Annotated in this window: 20 protein-coding genes; 8 read left to right on the top strand and 12 right to left on the bottom strand. The window is 65.8% G+C overall.

Annotated elements, in window-relative coordinates; all coding sequences use genetic code 11:
- Positions 1-98: 98 nt before the first annotated feature.
- Positions 99-365: a DUF4031 domain-containing protein gene (locus ACQ4LY_RS13070; RefSeq protein ID WP_431072124.1), complete on the top strand. Its 267-nt coding sequence runs from the start codon at positions 99-101 to the stop codon at positions 363-365.
- Here the strand turns inward: ACQ4LY_RS13070 and ACQ4LY_RS13065 are convergent.
- Positions 330-2,837, bottom strand: a complete 2,508-nt coding sequence (locus ACQ4LY_RS13065) for an Rne/Rng family ribonuclease (protein WP_431072122.1) — start codon at positions 2,835-2,837, stop codon at positions 330-332. The two genes, ACQ4LY_RS13070 and ACQ4LY_RS13065, sit on opposite strands and share 36 nt — an antisense overlap.
- Before the next feature lie 328 nt (positions 2,838-3,165).
- On the opposite strand from ACQ4LY_RS13065, the gene ACQ4LY_RS13060 reads away from it, so the two are divergent.
- The 4 genes from ACQ4LY_RS13060 (at position 3,166) to ACQ4LY_RS13045 (ending at position 6,441) form a co-directional block, all read left to right on the top strand.
- On the top strand, positions 3,166-4,221 hold the full coding sequence (locus tag ACQ4LY_RS13060; protein WP_431072120.1) for a tyrosine-type recombinase/integrase: 1,056 nt from the start codon (positions 3,166-3,168) through the stop codon (positions 4,219-4,221).
- A complete protein-coding gene (locus tag ACQ4LY_RS13055) occupies positions 4,218-4,535 on the top strand; it encodes a hypothetical protein (RefSeq protein WP_431072118.1) in 318 nt (105 codons plus the stop codon). Before ACQ4LY_RS13060 ends, ACQ4LY_RS13055 begins: the two co-directional genes overlap by 4 nt.
- 95 nt (positions 4,536-4,630) lie before the next feature.
- Positions 4,631-5,689 carry a toll/interleukin-1 receptor domain-containing protein gene (locus ACQ4LY_RS13050; protein ID WP_431072116.1) on the top strand — a complete coding sequence of 353 codons (1,059 nt, stop codon included), beginning with the start codon at positions 4,631-4,633 and terminating at the stop codon, positions 5,687-5,689.
- A 14-nt stretch (positions 5,690-5,703) separates the two neighbouring features.
- A complete protein-coding gene (locus tag ACQ4LY_RS13045; protein WP_431072114.1) occupies positions 5,704-6,441 on the top strand; it encodes a TIGR02391 family protein in 738 nt (245 codons plus the stop codon).
- Positions 6,442-6,454: 13 nt separating this feature from the next.
- Here ACQ4LY_RS13045 and ACQ4LY_RS13040 read toward each other — a convergent pair whose 3' ends face one another.
- The 7 genes from ACQ4LY_RS13040 to ACQ4LY_RS13010 all read right to left on the bottom strand — a co-directional run bounded on the left by ACQ4LY_RS13040 (position 6,455) and on the right by ACQ4LY_RS13010 (position 10,866).
- Entirely contained in the window at positions 6,455-7,027 is a 573-nt protein-coding gene (locus ACQ4LY_RS13040) for a recombinase family protein (protein WP_431072112.1), read from the bottom strand.
- 143 nt (positions 7,028-7,170) lie between these two features.
- Positions 7,171-7,491: a hypothetical protein gene (locus tag ACQ4LY_RS13035; RefSeq protein ID WP_431072110.1), complete on the bottom strand. Its 321-nt coding sequence runs from the start codon at positions 7,489-7,491 to the stop codon at positions 7,171-7,173.
- A gap of 131 nt (positions 7,492-7,622) precedes the next feature.
- Positions 7,623-8,084 (bottom strand): hypothetical protein, encoded by a 462-nt coding sequence (locus ACQ4LY_RS13030; protein WP_431072108.1) that lies wholly within the window; start codon positions 8,082-8,084, stop codon positions 7,623-7,625.
- Between the two features lie 288 nt (positions 8,085-8,372).
- Positions 8,373-8,753 carry a hypothetical protein gene (locus tag ACQ4LY_RS13025; protein ID WP_431072106.1) on the bottom strand — a complete coding sequence of 127 codons (381 nt, stop codon included), beginning with the start codon at positions 8,751-8,753 and terminating at the stop codon, positions 8,373-8,375.
- Positions 8,750-9,388: a hypothetical protein gene (locus ACQ4LY_RS13020; RefSeq protein WP_431072104.1), complete on the bottom strand. Its 639-nt coding sequence runs from the start codon at positions 9,386-9,388 to the stop codon at positions 8,750-8,752. The genes ACQ4LY_RS13025 and ACQ4LY_RS13020 overlap by 4 nt, the downstream gene beginning before the upstream one ends.
- Positions 9,385-9,699, bottom strand: coding sequence for a hypothetical protein (locus tag ACQ4LY_RS13015; protein WP_431072102.1), 315 nt, complete (start codon positions 9,697-9,699; stop codon positions 9,385-9,387). Before ACQ4LY_RS13015 ends, ACQ4LY_RS13020 begins: the two co-directional genes overlap by 4 nt.
- 339 nt (positions 9,700-10,038) lie before the next feature.
- Positions 10,039-10,866 (bottom strand): hypothetical protein, encoded by an 828-nt coding sequence (locus tag ACQ4LY_RS13010; RefSeq protein ID WP_431072100.1) that lies wholly within the window; start codon positions 10,864-10,866, stop codon positions 10,039-10,041.
- Positions 10,867-11,141: 275 nt separating this feature from the next.
- Between ACQ4LY_RS13010 and ACQ4LY_RS13005 the strand changes: the two genes are divergently transcribed.
- From ACQ4LY_RS13005 to ACQ4LY_RS12995, 3 genes are all read left to right on the top strand, one after another.
- Positions 11,142-11,402, top strand: coding sequence for a hypothetical protein (locus ACQ4LY_RS13005; protein ID WP_431072098.1), 261 nt, complete (start codon positions 11,142-11,144; stop codon positions 11,400-11,402).
- 38 nt (positions 11,403-11,440) lie between these two features.
- Positions 11,441-12,037, top strand: coding sequence for a hypothetical protein (locus tag ACQ4LY_RS13000; protein WP_431072096.1), 597 nt, complete (start codon positions 11,441-11,443; stop codon positions 12,035-12,037).
- 230 nt (positions 12,038-12,267) lie between these two features.
- Complete coding sequence (locus tag ACQ4LY_RS12995; protein WP_431072094.1) at positions 12,268-12,885, top strand: vitamin K epoxide reductase family protein; 618 nt, start codon at positions 12,268-12,270, stop codon at positions 12,883-12,885.
- Between the two features lie 69 nt (positions 12,886-12,954).
- Here the strand turns inward: ACQ4LY_RS12995 and ndk are convergent, their stop codons facing one another.
- From ndk to ileS, 4 genes are read right to left on the bottom strand one after another with little or no spacing between them, the layout of a single operon-like run.
- Complete coding sequence (ndk, locus tag ACQ4LY_RS12990) at positions 12,955-13,371, bottom strand: nucleoside-diphosphate kinase (RefSeq protein WP_045254652.1); 417 nt, start codon at positions 13,369-13,371, stop codon at positions 12,955-12,957.
- A gap of 1 nt (position 13,372) precedes the next feature.
- Positions 13,373-13,735, bottom strand: a complete 363-nt coding sequence (locus tag ACQ4LY_RS12985; protein WP_431072091.1) for a DUF4233 domain-containing protein — start codon at positions 13,733-13,735, stop codon at positions 13,373-13,375.
- Positions 13,736-13,791: 56 nt separating this feature from the next.
- Positions 13,792-15,144, bottom strand: coding sequence for a bifunctional folylpolyglutamate synthase/dihydrofolate synthase (locus ACQ4LY_RS12980; RefSeq protein WP_431072089.1), 1,353 nt, complete (start codon positions 15,142-15,144; stop codon positions 13,792-13,794).
- On the bottom strand, positions 15,141-18,506 hold the full coding sequence (ileS, locus tag ACQ4LY_RS12975) for an isoleucine--tRNA ligase (RefSeq protein ID WP_431072087.1): 3,366 nt from the start codon (positions 18,504-18,506) through the stop codon (positions 15,141-15,143). Before ileS ends, ACQ4LY_RS12980 begins: the two co-directional genes overlap by 4 nt.
- Positions 18,507-18,736: the final 230 nt, after the last annotated feature.

Genomic DNA, 18,736 nt, shown 5'->3' with positions numbered 1-18,736 from the left:
CAGGACGACGCGGCATACGCACCAAGGGACTACTTTACCGGATCCGGGACACTGTGGCAAAACGCGCCGTCCGGTGTGTCCGGCCATAGGCTGACGAGATGACCGTTCTCGTCGATGACCCCCGTTGGCCCGCGCACGGGCGGCTGTGGGCTCACCTCGTCAGCGACGACAACCTGGACGAGCTCCACTCCTTCGCGAGGTCGCACGACGTGCCTGCGCGGGCATTCGACCTCGACCACTACGACGTGCCGGAAGAGCTCGTCCCCCGGCTCATCGCCGCCGGCGCGCAACACGTCGGCGGCAAGGAGCTGGTGCGCAGACTCATCGCGTCAGGACTGCGTATCCCCGCCCGCGACCGGCGCTGACGGCTCGGAGTTCACCGAGACCGGCGTTCCGGTGAGAGCAGCCGTCGAGACGCGGCGACGACCGCGTCCCTGCCCAGGAGCCTTCGGCTCCGGAAGCGCGTCCAGCACCGAGTCGAGCAGCGCCTCAGCCGGGGACTTCGGAGAGTTGCGATCGGCACCCCGCTTCTTGCGGGGCTTCTTCGCGCGTTCCTGCGGAGCGGACGCCTCGACCGGAGCCGCGGCTACGACATCGGCTGCAGCCTCTTCCTCGGCGCTGGGAGCACGAGTCGACGCTGCGATCTGCGCGAGGGCTGACTTCGCGCCTTCGGGAATGCTGTGGGTCGTCACCGCGGCCGGGGCCTGGTTCTGACTCTGGCTCTGGTTCTGCCCGTTGCCACCGCGCTGGCGACGGTTCGACGAGGAACCACTGCTGCCGTTGCCGTTGCCGTTGCTGCTCGTCCGGTGCTTCACGACGGGGTCGTGGTGCACGATGACACCGCGACCGGCGCACACGTCGCATGCCTCGCTGAAGGTCTCGAGCAGGCCGAGACCGAGCTTCTTGCGGGTCATCTGCACGAGACCGAGCGAGGTGACCTCGGCCACCTGGTGCTTGGTCCTATCTCGACTCAGGCACTCGATCAGGCGGCGCAGCACGAGGTCGCGGTTCGACTCGAGCACCATGTCGATGAAGTCGACGACGATGATGCCGCCGATGTCGCGCAGCCGGAGCTGGCGGACGATCTCCTCTGCGGCTTCGAGGTTGTTCTTGGTGACGGTCTCCTCGAGGTTTCCCCCAGAGCCGACGAACTTGCCCGTGTTGACGTCGACGACCGTCATGGCCTCGGTGCGGTCGATGACCAGCGAGCCGCCCGAGGGCAGCCAGACCTTGCGGTCGAGGGCCTTCTCGATCTGCTCCGTGATGCGGAACGCGTCGAACGGGTCTGTCTCCTCTTCGTACGACTCCACGCGCTCGAGCAGGTCGGGGGCGACGCTCTCGAGGTACGCGCGGATCGTGCGCTGCGATTCCTCGCCCTGGATCAGCATCTTCGTGAAGTCCTCGTTGAAGACGTCACGCACGATCTTGACCAGGAGATCCGGCTCGGCGTGCAGCAGTGCTGGGGCCTGCTGGTTCTCGACCTGCTTGCGGATGTGCTCCCACTGGGAGGTCAGTCGCTGCACGTCGCGAGTCAGCTGGTCTTCGGTGGCACCCTCGGCCGCCGTGCGGACGATCACGCCGGAGGACTCGGGCAGGACCTCTTTGAGGATGCGCTTCAGGCGCGTGCGCTCGTTGTCCGGCAGCTTGCGGCTGATGCCGTTCATCGAACCGCCGGGCACGTACACGAGGTAGCGGCCGGGGAGCGAGATCTGGCTGGTCAGACGCGCACCCTTGTGGCCCACCGGATCCTTGGTGACCTGCACGAGGACGCGGTCGCCGGCCTTGAGGGCCAGCTCGATGCGACGGGGCTGGTTCCCGGTCTCCACGCCGTCCCAGTCGACCTCGCCCGAGTACAGCACGGCGTTGCGGCCGCGACCGATGTCGACGAACGCGGCCTCCATGCTCGGGAGGACGTTCTGCACGCGGCCGAGGTAGACGTTGCCGATCAGCGACGCGTCCTGGTTGCGGGCGACGTAGTGCTCGACGAGCACACCGTCTTCGAGCACGCCGATCTGCGTGCGACCGTTCTTCGATCGGACGACCATCTTGCGGTCGACCGACTCGCGGCGAGCCAGGAATTCGGCCTCGGTCACGACCGGTCGACGACGACCGGCGTCACGACCGTCACGACGGCGCTGCTTCTTGGCCTCGAGACGGGTCGAACCCTTGATCGCCTTCGGCTCGGTGATGTACTCGACGACGCGCTGACGCGGCTGGCGGGGCTCGTCACGCTGTTCGCGCGGCTCGCGCTGGTCTGCGTCGTCCGAGCCTCCGCGACGGCGACGGCCACGACGGCCGGATGCGGAGTCGTCGGGCTCGCGCTCGGCGATGCGGTCGAACACGCGCTCGCGACCGGGGCGTGCCGGCAGCGGCACGACCTCGGGCGCGTAGAAGTGGAGCTGGGTCGAGACCTGCGAGACGAAGACCTCGGGGAGGAGCCCCAGCGACACCGCGGTGATCACCTGGGGCGCCTCGGGCTCGGGAGCCTTCTCGCCCGCGGGCTTCTCGTCCGCTGCGGGAACATCCTCAGCAGCGGGAGCGTCCTCCGCGGCAGGAGCTTCCTCAGCAGCAGGGGCTTCCTCCGCAGCAGGAGCTTCCTCAGCAGCAGGAGCGTCCTCGACAGCAGGAGCGTCCTCGACAGCAGGAGCGTCCTCCACAGCAGGAGCATCCTCCACAGCAGGAACTTCCTCCGCGGCGGATGCCTCGCCCTCGCCGCTCTCCGCGGCGTCCGGCGTGCCGCCAGCCTCCGGAGCGTCGGCGACTACCTCTTCGGGTGCGTCAGCATCCGCAGAGAAATCGAGGGTAGGGGCGTCGTAGTCATTGTTCTCGTCGGCCATCTCTGGCGTGCTCCTCGTGGCGGACACTTCGTGTCCGCCAAATCTCATGCGGCTCCTACAGGTGCCGCGAACTCATTCGGTGTGCGACCGGCTCATGGCTCTGGTCGCGAGGGGCATACGGCCCCGAAGTCTGCGTCGATGCCCACAACGACAACGTCGAGCGATGCATCACAGGCCATTATCGCACGCTGCACCCGTTCGTCCTACTTCCCAGTCATCTCATGGCATGTCGGGGCGGTGGGCCACAGCGGGTGGACCAAAGTCGGTGGCGCAGAAGGTGTCTCGCAGCTCTCTCAACGGCGTAGCACGGTCAGAGAGGAGCAACATTATGAGCACAGAAAAGCCCCGCGGGAGGGTCTGGGACCCGACACAGAAGAAGCGCATCGACCTGGGGTACTTCGACACCAAGGAAGAGCGAGACCTGGCCGTCGCCCAGGCGAAGCTGGAGATCTCCCGAGGCCAGAAGCCCAAGATCATCGAGGACCGCACCCGAGGCGGTGAACTCTTCGTCACCTTCGCTGAGCGGACTCTCCTGGACCGGAAGCGCCGAGTCACCCACAACACGTGGAAGAACTACAACCTGATGCTCCAGCGATGGATCATCCCGACCTTCGGCCAGACCAAGCTCCGAGACATCAAGTCCAGAGACGTGGACCGATGGTTCAACACTGTCTTGCCGGTGGACTCCCCGAGCAACGCACAGCGGTACTCCGTGCTCTCGCTCATCATGCGGCGCGCGGTCATCATGGGTGAGATCGACTCCAACCCGTGCGTGGTTGAGAAGGTGAGCGCTGCCAAGTCGAAGCGGAGGCCGACATGGTCGATGGCGGACTTCCACGTCCTCCACGACGCGGCGGCAACCGATCAGGAACGTGCCTTCCTGTGGCTCTTGGTGGGCTCTGGTTGTCGAGTCGGCGAAGCCCTGGCGCTCAACGTCGAGGACATCGACTTGAACCACGGAGACGTGACGATCAAGAGTCACATGGTCGGCACCACGCGCATGGAAGGCACGAAGGCCCACCCGGACCAGGTGCGCATCCTTGCGCTCCCCCAGAAGGCCCTGGAGGCCATCCAGGTGCACATCGCCAGCTCGAACCGGGTGGGAGATCAGCCTCTTTTTGTTCACAGCCGCGGAGGTCGCATGCACTATGACTTCGCGCGGCGGTTGTTTAAGAGCATCCGAGAATCCCGCGGGCTAGAGGCCATGACTATCCACGACGTCCGACACCTCGCGCTCACGACGTTCGGCCAGTACGGCGCTACCCTCGCTGAGATCATGCAGAGGGGTGGACACAGCGACATGAGGACGGCGTTGCGCTATCAGCACGCTTCTCGTGATCGGGACCGCGCCGTGGTCAAGGCGATGGAGGCGGCATTCGCATGAGCGCGCCCTTGGACTTTGACGAGATCATCCGACGAGAAGCAATGACGAGCGCCGAACGCGCGCAGGCCATCTGCGACGAGCTGGAGCTGGAGTTCAACTACGCGCTGCGGCACGACGTGGAACTGCTGATCGAGCTTGCTCGTGCTGCCAGCGAAGCCCATGAGCAAGCAGAGCGGCATCATGAGGAGGAGCGCGCTGCACTCGATCCGGCAACAGATCCCGAGGATGCCGCGCGCATGCGACGAGCAATCGAGCGACGTCGGAAGGTGCGCATCAAGGCTTTGGCGATCTTGGAGGCGTCCGCCGACGATTGAGTCCAATGCTCGGCCTCGTGCTCGACGCGAACACTGAGATCAGCCCCCAACGTGCCGCCTAGTAGCCTCGGGATACGCACAAGGGGGAATCACATATGTCTCACGACTACGACGTTGCGGTCACGTTCGCCGGAGAAGACCGCGCCTTCGTGGAGGCGGTAGTTGCACAGATCAAAGCGTCCGGCTTCACCGTCTTCTACGACGAGGACGCGAAGTCGGAGATGTGGGGCGCGGATCTACCGGAGTTCTTTGCGGACATCTACGAGCGCCGTGCGCGATACGCGATGATGTTCGTCTCTGTGCACTACGCCGCCAAACCGTGGACTCGGTTGGAACGCCGGAGCGTGCTCGCACGGGCCATGCAGGCATCATCGCCGTATCTTCTACCCGTCCGCCTGGACTCGACCGAACTCCCCGGTGTGAGATCCACCATCGGCTATCTGGACGGGCTCAGAGAGACGCCCACGGGCGTGGCCAACGCGCTGAAGGCGAAGCTGGGTGTTCCTGCGACCTCCGGCGAGCGGAAGTTCAACGGTCGCGTTCCGCGGACGGATACAGAGTTCGCGACGATGTTGGGCGAGCGGCCCCCGGCGTGGGAGTACATGGCTCTCGCGTATTGGCTGCGCGATGGAGTCGATGCACGCCAGGACGCCTTCAACGATCACCGCATTCGATTCGCGCTGCCCACGAACACCATCCCCGAAGACTCTTTAGTCGCGTTCGTTCAGTCGCAACAGGCTCAATTGCTCGCCCTGGCGCAGAGCATCGAGGATCTTCTACTCGGTCCAGCTCAGGTCGCGGCCTTCGGTCCGCCAGGAGTGCAGGGCGACCCCGGCCTCATCAAACACTTGGCGTCCCGGATGATCGCGGTCTACCAGGCTCTCCTGGACTGGTCGCATCGGATTCGGAGCACCGCGGCGCAGAGCGATGACGGACGCGAGCTGCTTCAGGCGCTGGCGGAATACGCGAGCCAACCCATCGAGGCCATCTACGCCTTCGTGGCGTCATACCACCAGAACATGGACGGGATCTCGGCTCGGCTGTTGGCAGGTGAGAACGTCAACTTGACCATGCGTATCGAGTTCGAGATCACAAAAGCCGTGAGCAAGCGCTATGAGGCCGCCCTGAAGGCGTTCATCCGGCGTCGTCGCTGAGGAGCAACCAGAACATGGATGAGCAGTGGGTAAAGGAACGCCTGGAGTGGTGGATCGAGACCGCTCGCGCGGCAAGGATTCGCGGCTTCTACAACGGGGCGAACACGACGTACGGATTCACGCGCGAGTCTGACCAGCACTATGGCGAGCTGCGAGACGCCTCCCCCCAGGTGCACGCGATCATCAAGCGCGTTCTAGGTCGCACCGACGTTCCGAGCCTGATGAAGCGATCCGATAAGGCGTATTGGCTGGAGGAGGGTATCGAGTTCGCTGAGCACGCGCTCGCCGTAGTGAAGACACGTGCCGAGACTCGCGCGAAGCTGGGTACGACGGCCCCTTCGATGAAGGCCGACGCGCTGCATCCGACGATCTGGAAAGCTGCCTCAGGGCGCTGGGAGTCCGGCCACTACTCGGATGCCGTCCAGCGGGCCGCTACCGCCCTGAGCGGGCACGTGAAGGACCTCACGGGGCGTTACGAGCTGGGAGACGGTGAGCTTGTCGCACAGGCCTTCTCGCTCTCTCCCGCCCAGGAAGGAAAGCCACGCCTCCGATGGCCTGGGAAGGATGAGGATCTGACAGTGAAGTCCATGCGGGTCGGGATGCTCAACATGGCGCAGGGTGCCTTCGCTGCAATCAGGAACACAGCGACCCACTCGACGGAGGACCTGCCCAAGCAGGAGGCTCTGGAGCAACTCGCGACGCTGAGCATCCTCGCTCGATGGATCGACAAATGCGAGCTAGTCACGGCATAGTGACTCATCGCGATCAGGCCGGGATCTCCCTGTAGAGACTGGCGCGAGAGACGCCCAGTTCCTTGGCGACACGGACGCGGCTCCAGTCGGCGGCGAGGAGCGCGCGCGCCTTCTCGATCTGCTCAGCGGTCATGCTCTTCGGGCGTCCCACCTGACGCCCACGGGCACGAGCTGCATCCCGTGCGGCCTCAGCCCGCTCCAGAATGAGGGCTCGCTCGTACTCGGCCAGGCTGGCGAAGATCCCTGCGAGCATGCGGCCCGTGGGCGTGGTGAGGTCGATCCCCTCGCGGAGAGAGCGAAGCTCGATGCCCTCGGACACGATCCACTCCAAGAGCTTGACCATCTCGGAGAGCGAGCGGCCCAGTCGGTCGAGAGCGACGACGACGAGGGTGTCGCCGGAGCGCATCAGCTTGCGCAGGGAGGACAGGCCGTCTCTATCCCACTTGGCCCCCGAGATGACGTCGCCGTAGATGTTGTCGGCGGGAACGCCAGCGGCTAGGAGCGCGTCCATCTGCTGATCGACCGTCTGGCGACGAGTGGAGACGCGAACGTAGCCGAAGGTGCGAGCGGTGCTAGAAGTGGTCATGGAATCAGTCTGTCCGATATTCGGCGCATTCGTCAATAGTGGACAGATATTTTTCGGACATACTTCTGCGACACTTTCGAGGACCTGCGGGGACTCGATTCTGTGCCGATGGAACGACTGTCCGAAATCAGGACATCGGACAGCTACCGCCGCCCATCCCACTTCTCTTCGTACTCCGCAAACGTGTAGAGCAAGCTCATGCGGACAACCGCCGACCACGGGAAGAACTCCAATTTTCCGCCGCCACCCATGTACTCGGCGTCTTCGAACGCTGAGGGCACGATTGGTCCGGGCTCGATCCACGAGTTCCGGCACGTGAGACCAAGCACCGTCGCCGAATCAACCTGCACACGGATCTCATAGCGAAGGTCTTCACCCCCGCCATCATCGTCCAACCTCAGGGGGTTAGCGAGAGCGAGGTAGACGATGTCGCCAGGGGCGATGTCGAGCGGCGTTTCTTTCATGCGCCGACCTTATCGGCTCGGCTATCTACAGGACGGGAGAATCGCATGGTCGAACGCCGCGACGTTGGCGTCCGGTGGCACGCCGAAGCCAGCGCTGCCTGGAGCGCCGCCCATGCGGCCCCCGGACGCGCTCATCGTCCACGCCTTGGGAAGCGGTAGGCGATGAGGTCTGCAATGAGATCCGCGGGCATGCCCTGGATCTCGCGAACGTCGCCGTTTCCATCCACGATGAGCACGTGCAACACGCGCTTGTCATCGAGGGCGTACAGCACATCTTTGCCCCGTGGTGAGCTGGCGGAGAACGCCCAGCCGAGGGGCAGACGGAACGGCACGCTGTCGAGATGTACGGTCACCGCGGGGTGCGCTGCGGCGATGCGGGGCGGATCGCCCAGAGTGACGTCAGTGGCGGCGTCTAGACGCGCCTGGACGCGCTGAGCGTTGTGGCCGTGCCCAATCGTGAGGAAGTGACTCTTCGGCCTCTCAGGCTCACGTGCGGGCTGCTGCGTGGGCTGCTGAGCTGGACGAGAGTACCCGGGTTCATTGACACCCGATGTGCGAAACGGGTGGATCTTGCGTCCGTGACGGCTGGTCATGGCGTCCTCCGAGAAGTGGGATTGGACCGGCCCCCGCGCGCCTTCCTGTCAGCCCACCTAGTTGTTGGTGTGTGAAACACGCGGGGGTCGGGGTTCAGAGTCCGACCGGCCCGCGGGCGGTCCCGTGCTGTATGCGGGCCGGTCGGAGTTGAGGGGGCGGGGACCGCCGTTCGCGACGCGGTCGGGCGGTCCCCTTGTGCGGGGGTGTTTCGAGTCACCCGTATCCGCGCCTCATCGCTGGCGAAGGTCCGAGCAAGGTCCAAGGAACCGGCGATGAGGAGATCGAGGTTAGGGCGGCGTCAGATGGTCGCCGCGGATGAGTTTCGCGAAATGAGCCAGGGAGGTCACGACGTACGCCTGATCGATCTCCTTGTCACCCCGCCACTGCACGAATCCAGCCGCGAGGGTGCCGTTGATCGCTGCGGCCCTCTGGGCGCTCTCCAGATCCTCCGCGAGCTTGTGGGTGAGCTTGCTGGACACGTCGAGGTGAACGCCTTCGACGGCGAGATCCGGCGCGAAGACGATGTCGTCGGCTAGGGCATCCGAGATGGTCGATGCACGACGCTTCGTGATTGCCGTGATGCCCTCGGCATCGAGGTAGGACGCTGCGAGGTCCACGACGGCGCGGTGGATGGCTCGGTTCTTGTTGCCATATGCCGGGCCGCTCATCGTCGTTCCCCCTTGACTCCGGCCTCTCGTGCTTCGACGTGCTGGGAGAATCTGATCCCGCCCTCATCCAGGGCCTTCTGCTGCGCTGCGGCTGCTGCGGCAAACGGGTCTTCCTGCACCCAGTAGGTAGCTGTCGATGCAAGGGGGCCGAACCGTTCGTTCACGGCTGCGAGAGCGGCTGCACGGGCCTCTGCGGTCGGGTGCGCCCACGCTTCGGCCTTCGCTGCCTTGCGTGCTCGGGTCCATTCGACGTCGCCATGGTTGTTCCACGTGGGCGCGTCAGCGGGTGCCTGGCCAAGACGGAAGCGGACAGCTCCCCAGCGCTCGACCTGTGCGCCGTCGTCGCCCAGGAGCGCCATCCAGGAGCGACCGGACGCACTGAAACTCGCATCGATCATCTTCTGAGTGACGATGATGTTCTCGCCTGCACGGGTGATGTGAGCAGAAGCCATGAATCCCGCGCCGGTCGAGATCGTGCACCCGCCCAGGACGGCGTGGAAGGTGTCACCGGGCACAACGGGAAGCGGTGCTGCTGCGCTCGCCGCCTCGGTCTGCTCGCGGGCTGCGGCCAGTCGTTCACGGGCCTCACGGAGTCGGGCGACTCCAGCGGGCTCAGTCTCATATGTGTTCGTCACGCGCTAACCTCATTTTCCGAATCGGGGAACTGATCGCGGATGTCGTCCGCGATGGCCGGACGGTGCATCCGATCCAGCTCTGCGGCGATGATCTCCGCCGTCGCCGGGTCTCGACGCGCCACTCGAATGACTGCGGTGGCGACGTCACGGAACATCGTTCGGAGCTGGATCTCCTGCTCGCTGGTCTCGCCCATGGCCGACAACATGCTCAGGGCTCGCACCTCGGCGTCACCGGCTCGGAGCACGATGGTGTGGTTGTTGCTCTCCAGAGCTTCGAGGGCCGTCTCTCGCGCTCGCTGTGCTGCGTCCACGACGCGAGCCGCGATGCTGCTGGAGTCCAAGCCGTACTGACGTTCCACGGCACCCTGGAGCTGCTGGGGAAGGTGACCGGCTGCGATGTGCCCGCGGATGCTGTCTCGGCCAGGAGCCCATGGCTGCCTGGCAATGCTGGAAATCGAGGCCCCCGCGGCGAGAGCACTCTCCAGCGCAGTGCGCTGCTCAGCGGGAAGGCTGCATACACCACAGGGACGCCCGCGACGGGGCCGAGCTGGGGTGATCGCTGAAGTACTCATGACATCCCGAGTATCGGCCGCACCGTGCTCCGAGTGATTCGAACGACGGATGCCGCCGCGCTTATTTGCTCGGTCGCGCTAACGCTGCCGGAGCGCCCGCCGCATGCGGTCCACGGTGCTCATCGAGACGCTCATCTCTGACGCCTGCTCAGCGACAGTCATGCCCTCCAGTGATGCGAGTCTGTCGAGGTCCTCGTTGGTCCACGTCGGTGGTCGTTTCGACTTCTTGCCCCCGCGCCGTCCGCGTTCCCTCATTTCGCGAATCCAGTCAGGCGACCAGTCCCTCAGGACCGCTGTCGCTGCGGCTTCGGCCATCGTCTCGACGTCGGGGGTGCTGATGCCGCGACCGCGGTTGGAGTACAGCGGGTAGAAGGTTCTCCCGCGTTCCAGAACTCGGCGTTCGAAGAGGTCGGCCAGGTCAGCATGCGACGGTGGTGCGAATCCAGCGCCGTCGAGATCGTTCAAGGTCCGGTAGCCCCAGTTGGTCAGGTACGCCCACACATCACCGCGGTAGCTCTTCGCCTTGCGCGCTACGAAGCCGTTCAGGTCGCGGCGTTCTTTCGCGTACATGGGACGGAGAGCGGGGAACCGGAGCGCTCGCCGCTGCTGCCGTCCGGCTGTGCGGGCTCTCGTGGACAACGCAGAGAAGGTCCAGAGCGTCCCCGCGTCGGTAGCTCTACCTTCCCCCTGGGAAGAGGGGTTATCTGACGTGCTCTGCATGCCTGTCAGCTCGACGCGCGCCCGCACCTTATTTGACGTGGTCGCGCTAACGTCGCGCTGCATCTCCAAGAGGGTCAGCTTGCGCGGCTGCGGGTGCTGACCTCCGAACCTGGGGTCATCGGACCTGTACAGGATGGGCACCCTTCGAGGGGTGCGGGGGTCGGCGTCGGCGGGTACGCTGGACATCGGAAATCCAATTCTCTGCCGCCTCGTGTCTGCCAGGACTGAGGCGGCATTTCCATGCCTGCCTCTGGACGGGTTCACGCTGAGACTACCTGCTGATCGACCCGCTCGGAAGGACGAAAATCCCAGGTTAGCGCGTACTTCGTAGTAATTCGAATTTACTGCTGCATACGCGCTAGATGTCCACAGGGTTATCCCCAGATCCGCGCTCGCGGCGGGTCTCGCACGGTTGCCGGTGGCTGGGAGTAACGTCCGGGCTACACAGAGAGGCGGCCCCCATGGACTTCCAGATGAACCCCGACTTCCCGCGCCAGATGCAGGAGCAACTGAACAAGCTGAAGGCGGTGCTCGATGGGATCTCCACCGAGTACTCCGGTCAGGACGTTGAGGTCATCAAGAACGCGCTGAGCGCCCGCTGGGCCGCAGTGGGGAACGGTGCCAACGTGACTGATCCGGATCTCACCAACGTCGCCACGCGGGTGAGCCTGGGCAAGCGCGTGTGGATGGAAGACAACGGAAAGATCATGTCCGACGACTAGTCGGCCAGGTCGAGGACCTCTGCCGATAGCGTCTAGTCATGGTCGAACCTGCTGTTCCGGACGAGTGGATTCCGCTGCCCGATGCGGTCGCCGTGCTCCTCGGTCGCTTGACGTTCTACTCCGCATGGTTGGACGACGTGCTCGGGGAGGCTGTGGTGTTGGCCAACCCGGACGCGACCCATCTCGGGCAGTCAACCCCGGACTGGGCGGCGAGTGGGAAACGGCTAGTCGCCGCCGTACGAGGGATTACTGTCTACCCCCCGGTCACAGAGCAACTAGCAGATCGCCTAGCGGCTCTGGTTGAAACGCGGAATCATCTCGTGCACGGCGTCTGGATGTGGCGGGACGACGCCGTCATGGTGATGAAGCGATCCATGAAGCCGGGCGAACGTCACGTCGAATACGACAGGTTCTCCTACCAGGAGATCCTGGACCTGATCCGGGACTATCAGGTCCTCGGGAGCTTCGCGGATCGGTTCGTCTCGATCCTGAGGAAGAACGTAAAGCGCCCGTACGAGGATCGCTACACCTGCCCAACTGATGGCACGCCGTTGGAGGGCTCCCTGGTGGACGATGTGATCGTCCAGCTCTGTCCGGCCTGCGGCTTCACAGCGAGCGCGACGCCCGCGCTCTAGCTGATGACGTCAACCGTGTCAGTGGGCCATGGAGTGGGCCACGATCTGTGGACCACCCTTGGTACTGTTGGCCCGGGAGAGTTCTCCAATTTCAGAATTACGAGGGCCTTTTCGGCAAAACCGGCATTATCGCACCAAGTGGGCCGGTTCGCGGCATCGTCGCGTGCTCGCGTCGTTTTCTCCGGCTCGTCTCACGCCCGATCCATAGTGATCACTGGGATAATCCACATATGAGCGAGCAGCGCACCCGCCCCGTCATCTATGCCGTCTGGCTGATCATCGCGAGCGTCGTCGGCTGGTTCGCCGCCTTCCAGCTCACGGTCGAGAAGTTCGTGCTGCTCGAGAACCCGACCGACGCACTCGCCTGCGATGTCAGTCCGTTCATCCAGTGCAGCAAGAACCTCGGCTCCTGGCAGGGCGAGGTGTTCGGATTCCCGAACCCTCTCATGGGGCTCTCCGGATGGATCGCACCGCTCGTCGTCGGCGTCGCCATCCTGGCGGGTGCGCGCTTCCCCCGCTGGTTCTGGGGCGCCTTCGGCGCCGGCATCACGTTCGCCTTCGGCCTGGTGTGCTGGTTGATCGGGCAGAGCCTCTACGCGCCCAACCTCGGCGTGCTGTGCCCCTGGTGCATGGTCACCTGGGCCGTCACGATCCCGACGTTCTTCGCGACCATGCTGCATCTGACCCGCAACGGCACCTTCACGAAGAGCGAGAAGGCTCAGGAACGCGCCGACAAGCTCATGGTCTGGGTCCCGCTCGCCACGATCCTCGCGTATGCCGTCATCATCATGATGGCCCAGCTGCAGGGTCTCGACTTCCTCGGCGAGATGGCGCGCATCATCTTCTGATCCGCCGTTGCCGCAACGATGAAGCCCGCCGCACGGGAACGCGCGGCGGGCTTCATCGTTGCGCGGAAGTCAGTCGAACCAGATGCCGAGCTCGCGTGCGGCGGACTCGGGGCTGTCCGAGCCGTGCACGAGGTTCTGCTGGACCTTGAGTCCCCAGTCGCGGCCGAAGTCGCCGCGGATCGTACCGGGTGCCGCGGTCGTCGGGTCGGTGGTGCCCGCGAGCGAGCGGAAGCCCTCGATCACACGGTTGCCTGCGAGGCGGATCGCCACCGACGGACCCGAGAGCATGAACTCGAGGAGCGGCTCGTAGAACGGCTTTCCCTCGTGCTCCGCATAGTGCTCGGCGAGGAGGTCGCGGTCGGGTTCGACCAGACGGATGTCGACGAGCGCGTAGCCCTTCGACTCGATGCGCGCCAGGATCGCACCGGTGAGGCCGCGAGCGACACCATCGGGCTTGACGAGGACGAGGGTTTCTTCGGTGGCCATGTCATTCACTCTCTGTCTGAGTCTCGGTCGCGGGCACGGCAGGACGTCGTGCGTCCAATCGAGCCCCCATGATCGTCGCATATCCCCACATGCCGCCGAAAATCACGACGACGAACAGGATGGCGGGAACGAGGATCGCGCCCAGCGCGATGACGACCTGGATCACCCAGCCCGCGGTGATCGCCCAGGGCTTCGTGATCATCCCCGCGACAGCGATGCAGGCGAGCCCGACGATCCCTCCGCCGACGATCCCCCACCACTGCGGGATGCCCGGTGGAAGCGTCTTCAGGCCGAAGACCGTGAGCCCGGCGAGGAACACGACGATCGACTCGAATCCGAGCACGATCGGCGCGAGCTTCTGCACCAGAGTCCGAGGCGGACGCGGTGCACGAGGCGGCCGAGAAGATGCCGACGCCGCACTCATGCGCGCCACCCCGACTTCCAATCCTCTTCCTCCGCGAGAGAGATGGCCTCGCCTGCCAGCACGACGGATCCGGCGATGACCACGGCGCGGCGGTCCGACGATGCCGCCCACTCGCGGGCGGCATCAGCAGCCTCGGCGAGCGTCGGATGCACGGTCGCTCGCTGCCCTGCGGCTTCGACGAGATCGGCGATCGCATCGGCATCGCTCGCCCGATCCGAATCGGGTGCCGTGGCGAAGACGTGGGCCGCCGCCGGTGCGAGCTTCGTCACGATGCCCGCCGCATCCTTGTCGCCGAGAACTCCGAGGACGACGCCCCACTCGTCGAAGTCGAAGCTGTCATCCATCGCCTGTGCGAGGGCTGCGGCGCCGTGCGGGTTGTGCGCCGCATCGACGATCACCGTGGGCGAGATGCCGAGCAGCTGAAGGCGACCGGGCGACGTCGCACCCTGCAGCCCCTCCGAGACGATGTCGGCCGCGATCTGCTGCTGCCCACCGCCGATGAGCGCCTCCACTGCGGCGACCGCGAGAGCGGCGTTGTGCCCCTGATGCGCGCCGTACTGCGGCAGGTACTCCTCGAGGTACTCCCCCGCGAGCCCGCGGATCGAGATGAGCTGCCCTCCGACCGCGAGCTTCTGGTCGGTGAGACCGAACTCATCGCCCTCGAAGGCGATCGTGGCGTTCTTCTCCGCAGCCACGCGCCGAAGCACGTCAGCGGCCTCGTCCGGCTGCTGCGCCGAGACGACGGCTGCGCCCTCCTTGATGATCCCCGCCTTCACCGTGGCGATCTCGGCGATCGTGCCACCGAGGCGGTCGGCGTGGTCGATGTCGATCGGCGCGAACACCGCCACGTCGCCGTCGGCGGTGTTGGTCGAGTCCCACTCGCCGCCCATGCCGACTTCGAGGACGAGGACGTCGACCGGGGCATCGGCAACCGCGACGAAGGCCAGCACGGTGAGCAGCTCGAAGAACGTGAGAGGCTCCTCGCCTGCGGCTTCGAGCTCGGCGTCGACGATCCCGACGAACGGCTCGATCTCATCCCACGCATCGGCGACCGCGGCATCGTCGATCGGCTGACCGTCGATCATGATGCGCTCGGTGAAGCGCTCGAGGTGCGGGCTCGTGAAGAGTCCGGTGCGCAGGCCGTGCGCCCTGAGCAGGCTCTCGATCATCCGGGCCGTCGACGTCTTGCCGTTCGTCCCCGTGATGTGCACGACGCGGTACGTGCGCTGCGGATCGTCGAGGAACGCGAGGATGCGTGCGGTGCGCTCCTTGCGCGGCTGCACCCAGCGCTCTCCGGCGCGGCCCAAGAGCGTCTCGTAGACGGCATCCGCCCTGTCTCGTGCGCTCATGCGCTCGGCTCCTCGATGTTCGTGTCGATCGTGACGATGATCGGGCGCTTGTCGGCACCGAGGGCAGTGGCGCCGCTGCGGAACACACCGTCACCCGGACTCGTCACCTCCTGCACCAGTGCGGCGATCTCGTCGGTCGCGTGCACCGCGAAGCCCACCGCGAGGGTTTCCCCCGCGATCAGCTCGGCGTGCGTCTGCAGAGCCTCGGCGTCGGCAGCACTCACGTTGAGCGCGAGCACGATGCGGTCGCTCACGTCGAGATCGGCGTTCTTGCGCGCCTCCTGCACGACTCGGATCGCGTCGCGCGCCAGGCCCTCGGCTTCGAGCTCCGGCGTGGTCTGCGTGTCCAACAGCACGAAGCCGCCCGCCGGCACGAGAGCGAGCGCCTCGCCCGCCGGACGCCCGGTGGTCTCGAGAGCGAGCTCGTACTCCGACGACTCGAGCGCGATGCCGCCTGCGGTGACGACTCCGTCGCTCTCCGACCAGTCGCCCGCCTTCGCGGCTTTGATCACGGTCTGCACGTTCTTGCCGAGGCGCGGGCCTGCGGCACGGGCGTTGACGCTGAGCCGATGGCTGATGCCGTAGTCCACCGCGGTCGTGTCGGACTGCTCGACGAGCTCGACCGACTTGACGTTGAGCTCCTCGCGCAGGATGTCCTCGAACTGGCCGAGCGTCGCCGCGAGCGGCGACACGACCGTGAGTCGGGCGAGAGGCAGCCGTACGCGCAGCTTCTCCTTCTTGCGCAGCGCGTTGGCCACGCTCGACAGCTCGCGCACGGCATCCATCGCGTCACGGATCTCGTCCGCTGCAGGGAACGCGCTGGCGTCCGGCCAGTCCTGCAGATGCACGCTTCGCCCGCCCGTGAGTCCCTGCCACACGCGCTCGCTGATGAGCGGCACGAGAGGCGCGGCGACGCGGGTCAGCGTCTCGAGCACCGTATAGAGGGTGTCGAACGCATCGGCGTTCGATCCCTCCCAGAACCGGTCGCGCGAGCGGCGGATGTACCAGTTGGTGAGCACCTCGGCGAAGTCGCGCAGACGCGCGGAGGCCGTGGTGGAGTCGAGTCCCTCGAGGTCGGCTCGCACCTCCCGCACGAGGTCGCCGAGACGAGCCAGGATGTAGCGGTCGAGCACATCGGTGGAATCCGTGCGCCACGTCGCCTCATACCCGCCGGGCTTCGCCGCGTTCGCATACGTCGCGAAGAAGTACCACGAGTTCCACAGCGGAAGCAGGAACTCGCGCACGCCTGAGCGGATGCCCTCTTCGGTCACCGCGAGGTTGCCTCCGCGGAGCACCGAGCTCGACATGAGGAACCAGCGCATGGCGTCGGAGCCGTCACGGTCGAGCACCTCGGAGACGTCCGGGTAGTTGCGCAGCGACTTCGACATCTTGTAGCCGTCGTTGCCGAGGACGATGCCGTGGCAGCTGACGCCGGTGAACGCCGGACGGTCGAACAGCGCGGTCGACAGCACGTGCATGACGTAGAACCAGCCGCGCGTCTGCCCGATGTACTCGACGATGAAGTCGGCCGGTGCATGCGTGTCGAACCACTCCTGGTTCTCGAACGGGTAGTGCACCTGGGCGTAGGGCATCGAGCCCGAGTCGAACCACACGTCGAAGACGTCCTCGATGCGGCGCATGGTGCTCTTGCCGGTCGGGTCGTCGGGGTTCGGACGCGTCAGATCGTCGATGTACGGGCGGTGCAGGTCGATCTCGCCCTCGGGGTTGCGCGGCAGCGTGCCGAAGTCGCGCTCCATCTCCTCGAGCGAGCCGTAGGCATCGACACGCGGGTACTCGGGGTCGTCGCTCTTCCAGATCGGGATCGGCGAGCCCCAGTAGCGGTTGCGGCTGATCGACCAGTCGCGTGCGCCTTCGAGCCACTTGCCGAACTGGCCGTGCTTGACGTTCTCGGGGACCCAGGTGATCTGCTCGTTGTTGGCGAGCAGGTCGTCCTTGATGTCGGTGACACGGATGAACCAGCTCGACACGGCCTTGTAGATCAGGGGGTTCCGGCAACGCCAGCAGTGCGGGTACGAGTGCACGTAGCTCTGCTCCCGCAGGAGGCGGCCCTCGGAGCGCAGCAGACGGATGAGCGGCGTGTTCGCGTCCATCCAGAGCTGACCGGCGACGTCGGTGACGTTGGGCAGGAAGCGTCCGCCGTCGTCGAGCGACAGGATCGTCGGGATGCCGGCGGCACCGGCGACCCGCTGGTCGTCCTCACCGTAGGCCGGGGCCTGGTGGACGATGCCGGTGCCGTCGCTGACCGTGACGTAGTCGTCGACGAGGATGCGCCAGGCATTCTCGGTGCCGTAGGTCTCGGCGTCGGCGTAGTAGTCGAAGAGGCGGTCGTAGGTGACGTCTTCGAGCTCGGCGCCCCGCACGGTCGCGTCGACCGCGGCGAGCGCGTCGTCGAGGCTCTCATAGCCGAGGTCCTTGACGTAGCCGCCGAGCAGTTCGCGCGCGAGGAGGTAGCGGTGCGCCGAGGCCTCGACCGCGGCATCCGTCGTTCCTGCGATCTGGTGCACGTCGGCCGCTCCGCCGGGGCCGGCGGGGAGCACGACGTACTCGATGTCGGGGCCGACGGCGAGGGCGAGGTTCGTGGGGAGGGTCCAGGGCGTGGTGGTCCAGGCCAGTGCGCGCACGGCGGTGAGTCCGAGGGCCTCGGCCTTGGCGCCCGTCAGGGGGAACGTGACCGTGACCGACGGATCCTGTCGGTTCTGGTACACGTCGTCGTCCATGCGCAGCTCGTGCGCCGACAGCGGGGTCTCGTCGCGCCAGCAGTACGGCAGCACGCGGTATCCCTCATAGGCGAGGCCCTTGTCGAACAGGGTCTTGAACGCCCACAGCACACTCTCCATGTAGCCGAGATCGAGGGTCTTGTACCCGCGCTCGAAGTCGACCCAGCGGGCCTGACGCGTGACGTAGTCCTGCCACTCGTGCGTGTACTTGAGCACCGAGTCCTTCGCCTTCGCGTTGAAGACGTCGATGCCCATGGCCTCGATCTCGCTCTTCTCGGTGATGCCGAGCTGCTTCATGGCCTCGAGCTCGGCAGGCAGACCGTGGGTGTCCCAGCCGAAGACGCGATCGACCTTCTTGCCGATCATGGTCTGGAATCGCGGGAAGACGTCCTTGGCATAGCCGGTGAGCAGGTGCCCGTAGTGCGGCAGCCCGTTGGCGAACGGCGGGCCGTCGTAGAAGACCCACTCGTCAGCGCCCTCGCGCTGCTCGATCGAGGCGCGGAAGGTCTGGTCGGTCTCCCAGAAGTCGAGCACGTCGCGCTCGATCTGGGGGAACCGAGGGCTCGGGGCGACGGAGGCAGCCTGGTCGGCGGCGGGGCCGAAGGAGGAGCGCGGGTAGGTCATGTCGTCTCGCAGGAGTCGTGGCGGATGCTGCTGCGAGGACGATCCGTCCGGCTTGTCGTTCCGGGGACCGCGGTACCACCTCGCGTGCCGCGCCTCTCGGCGGAGCCACTCTCACTGCGGCTGTGACGGGCCTGCCCCGCTCGGTTCTACTGAGTCGGCCCTTGCGAGGCCGACCGTTCTTCCGAGAGCTCCCCGGTGATGTCCGGATCACAGCTCTTGGCTCCCATTGT

The sequence above is a fragment of the Microbacterium phyllosphaerae genome, assembly GCF_050628115.1.
Lineage (GTDB): Bacteria > Actinomycetota > Actinomycetes > Actinomycetales > Microbacteriaceae > Microbacterium > Microbacterium phyllosphaerae_A.
The sequence above is the reverse complement of the archived record's forward strand: the minus strand, read 5'-3'. Positions and strand labels throughout refer to the sequence as shown.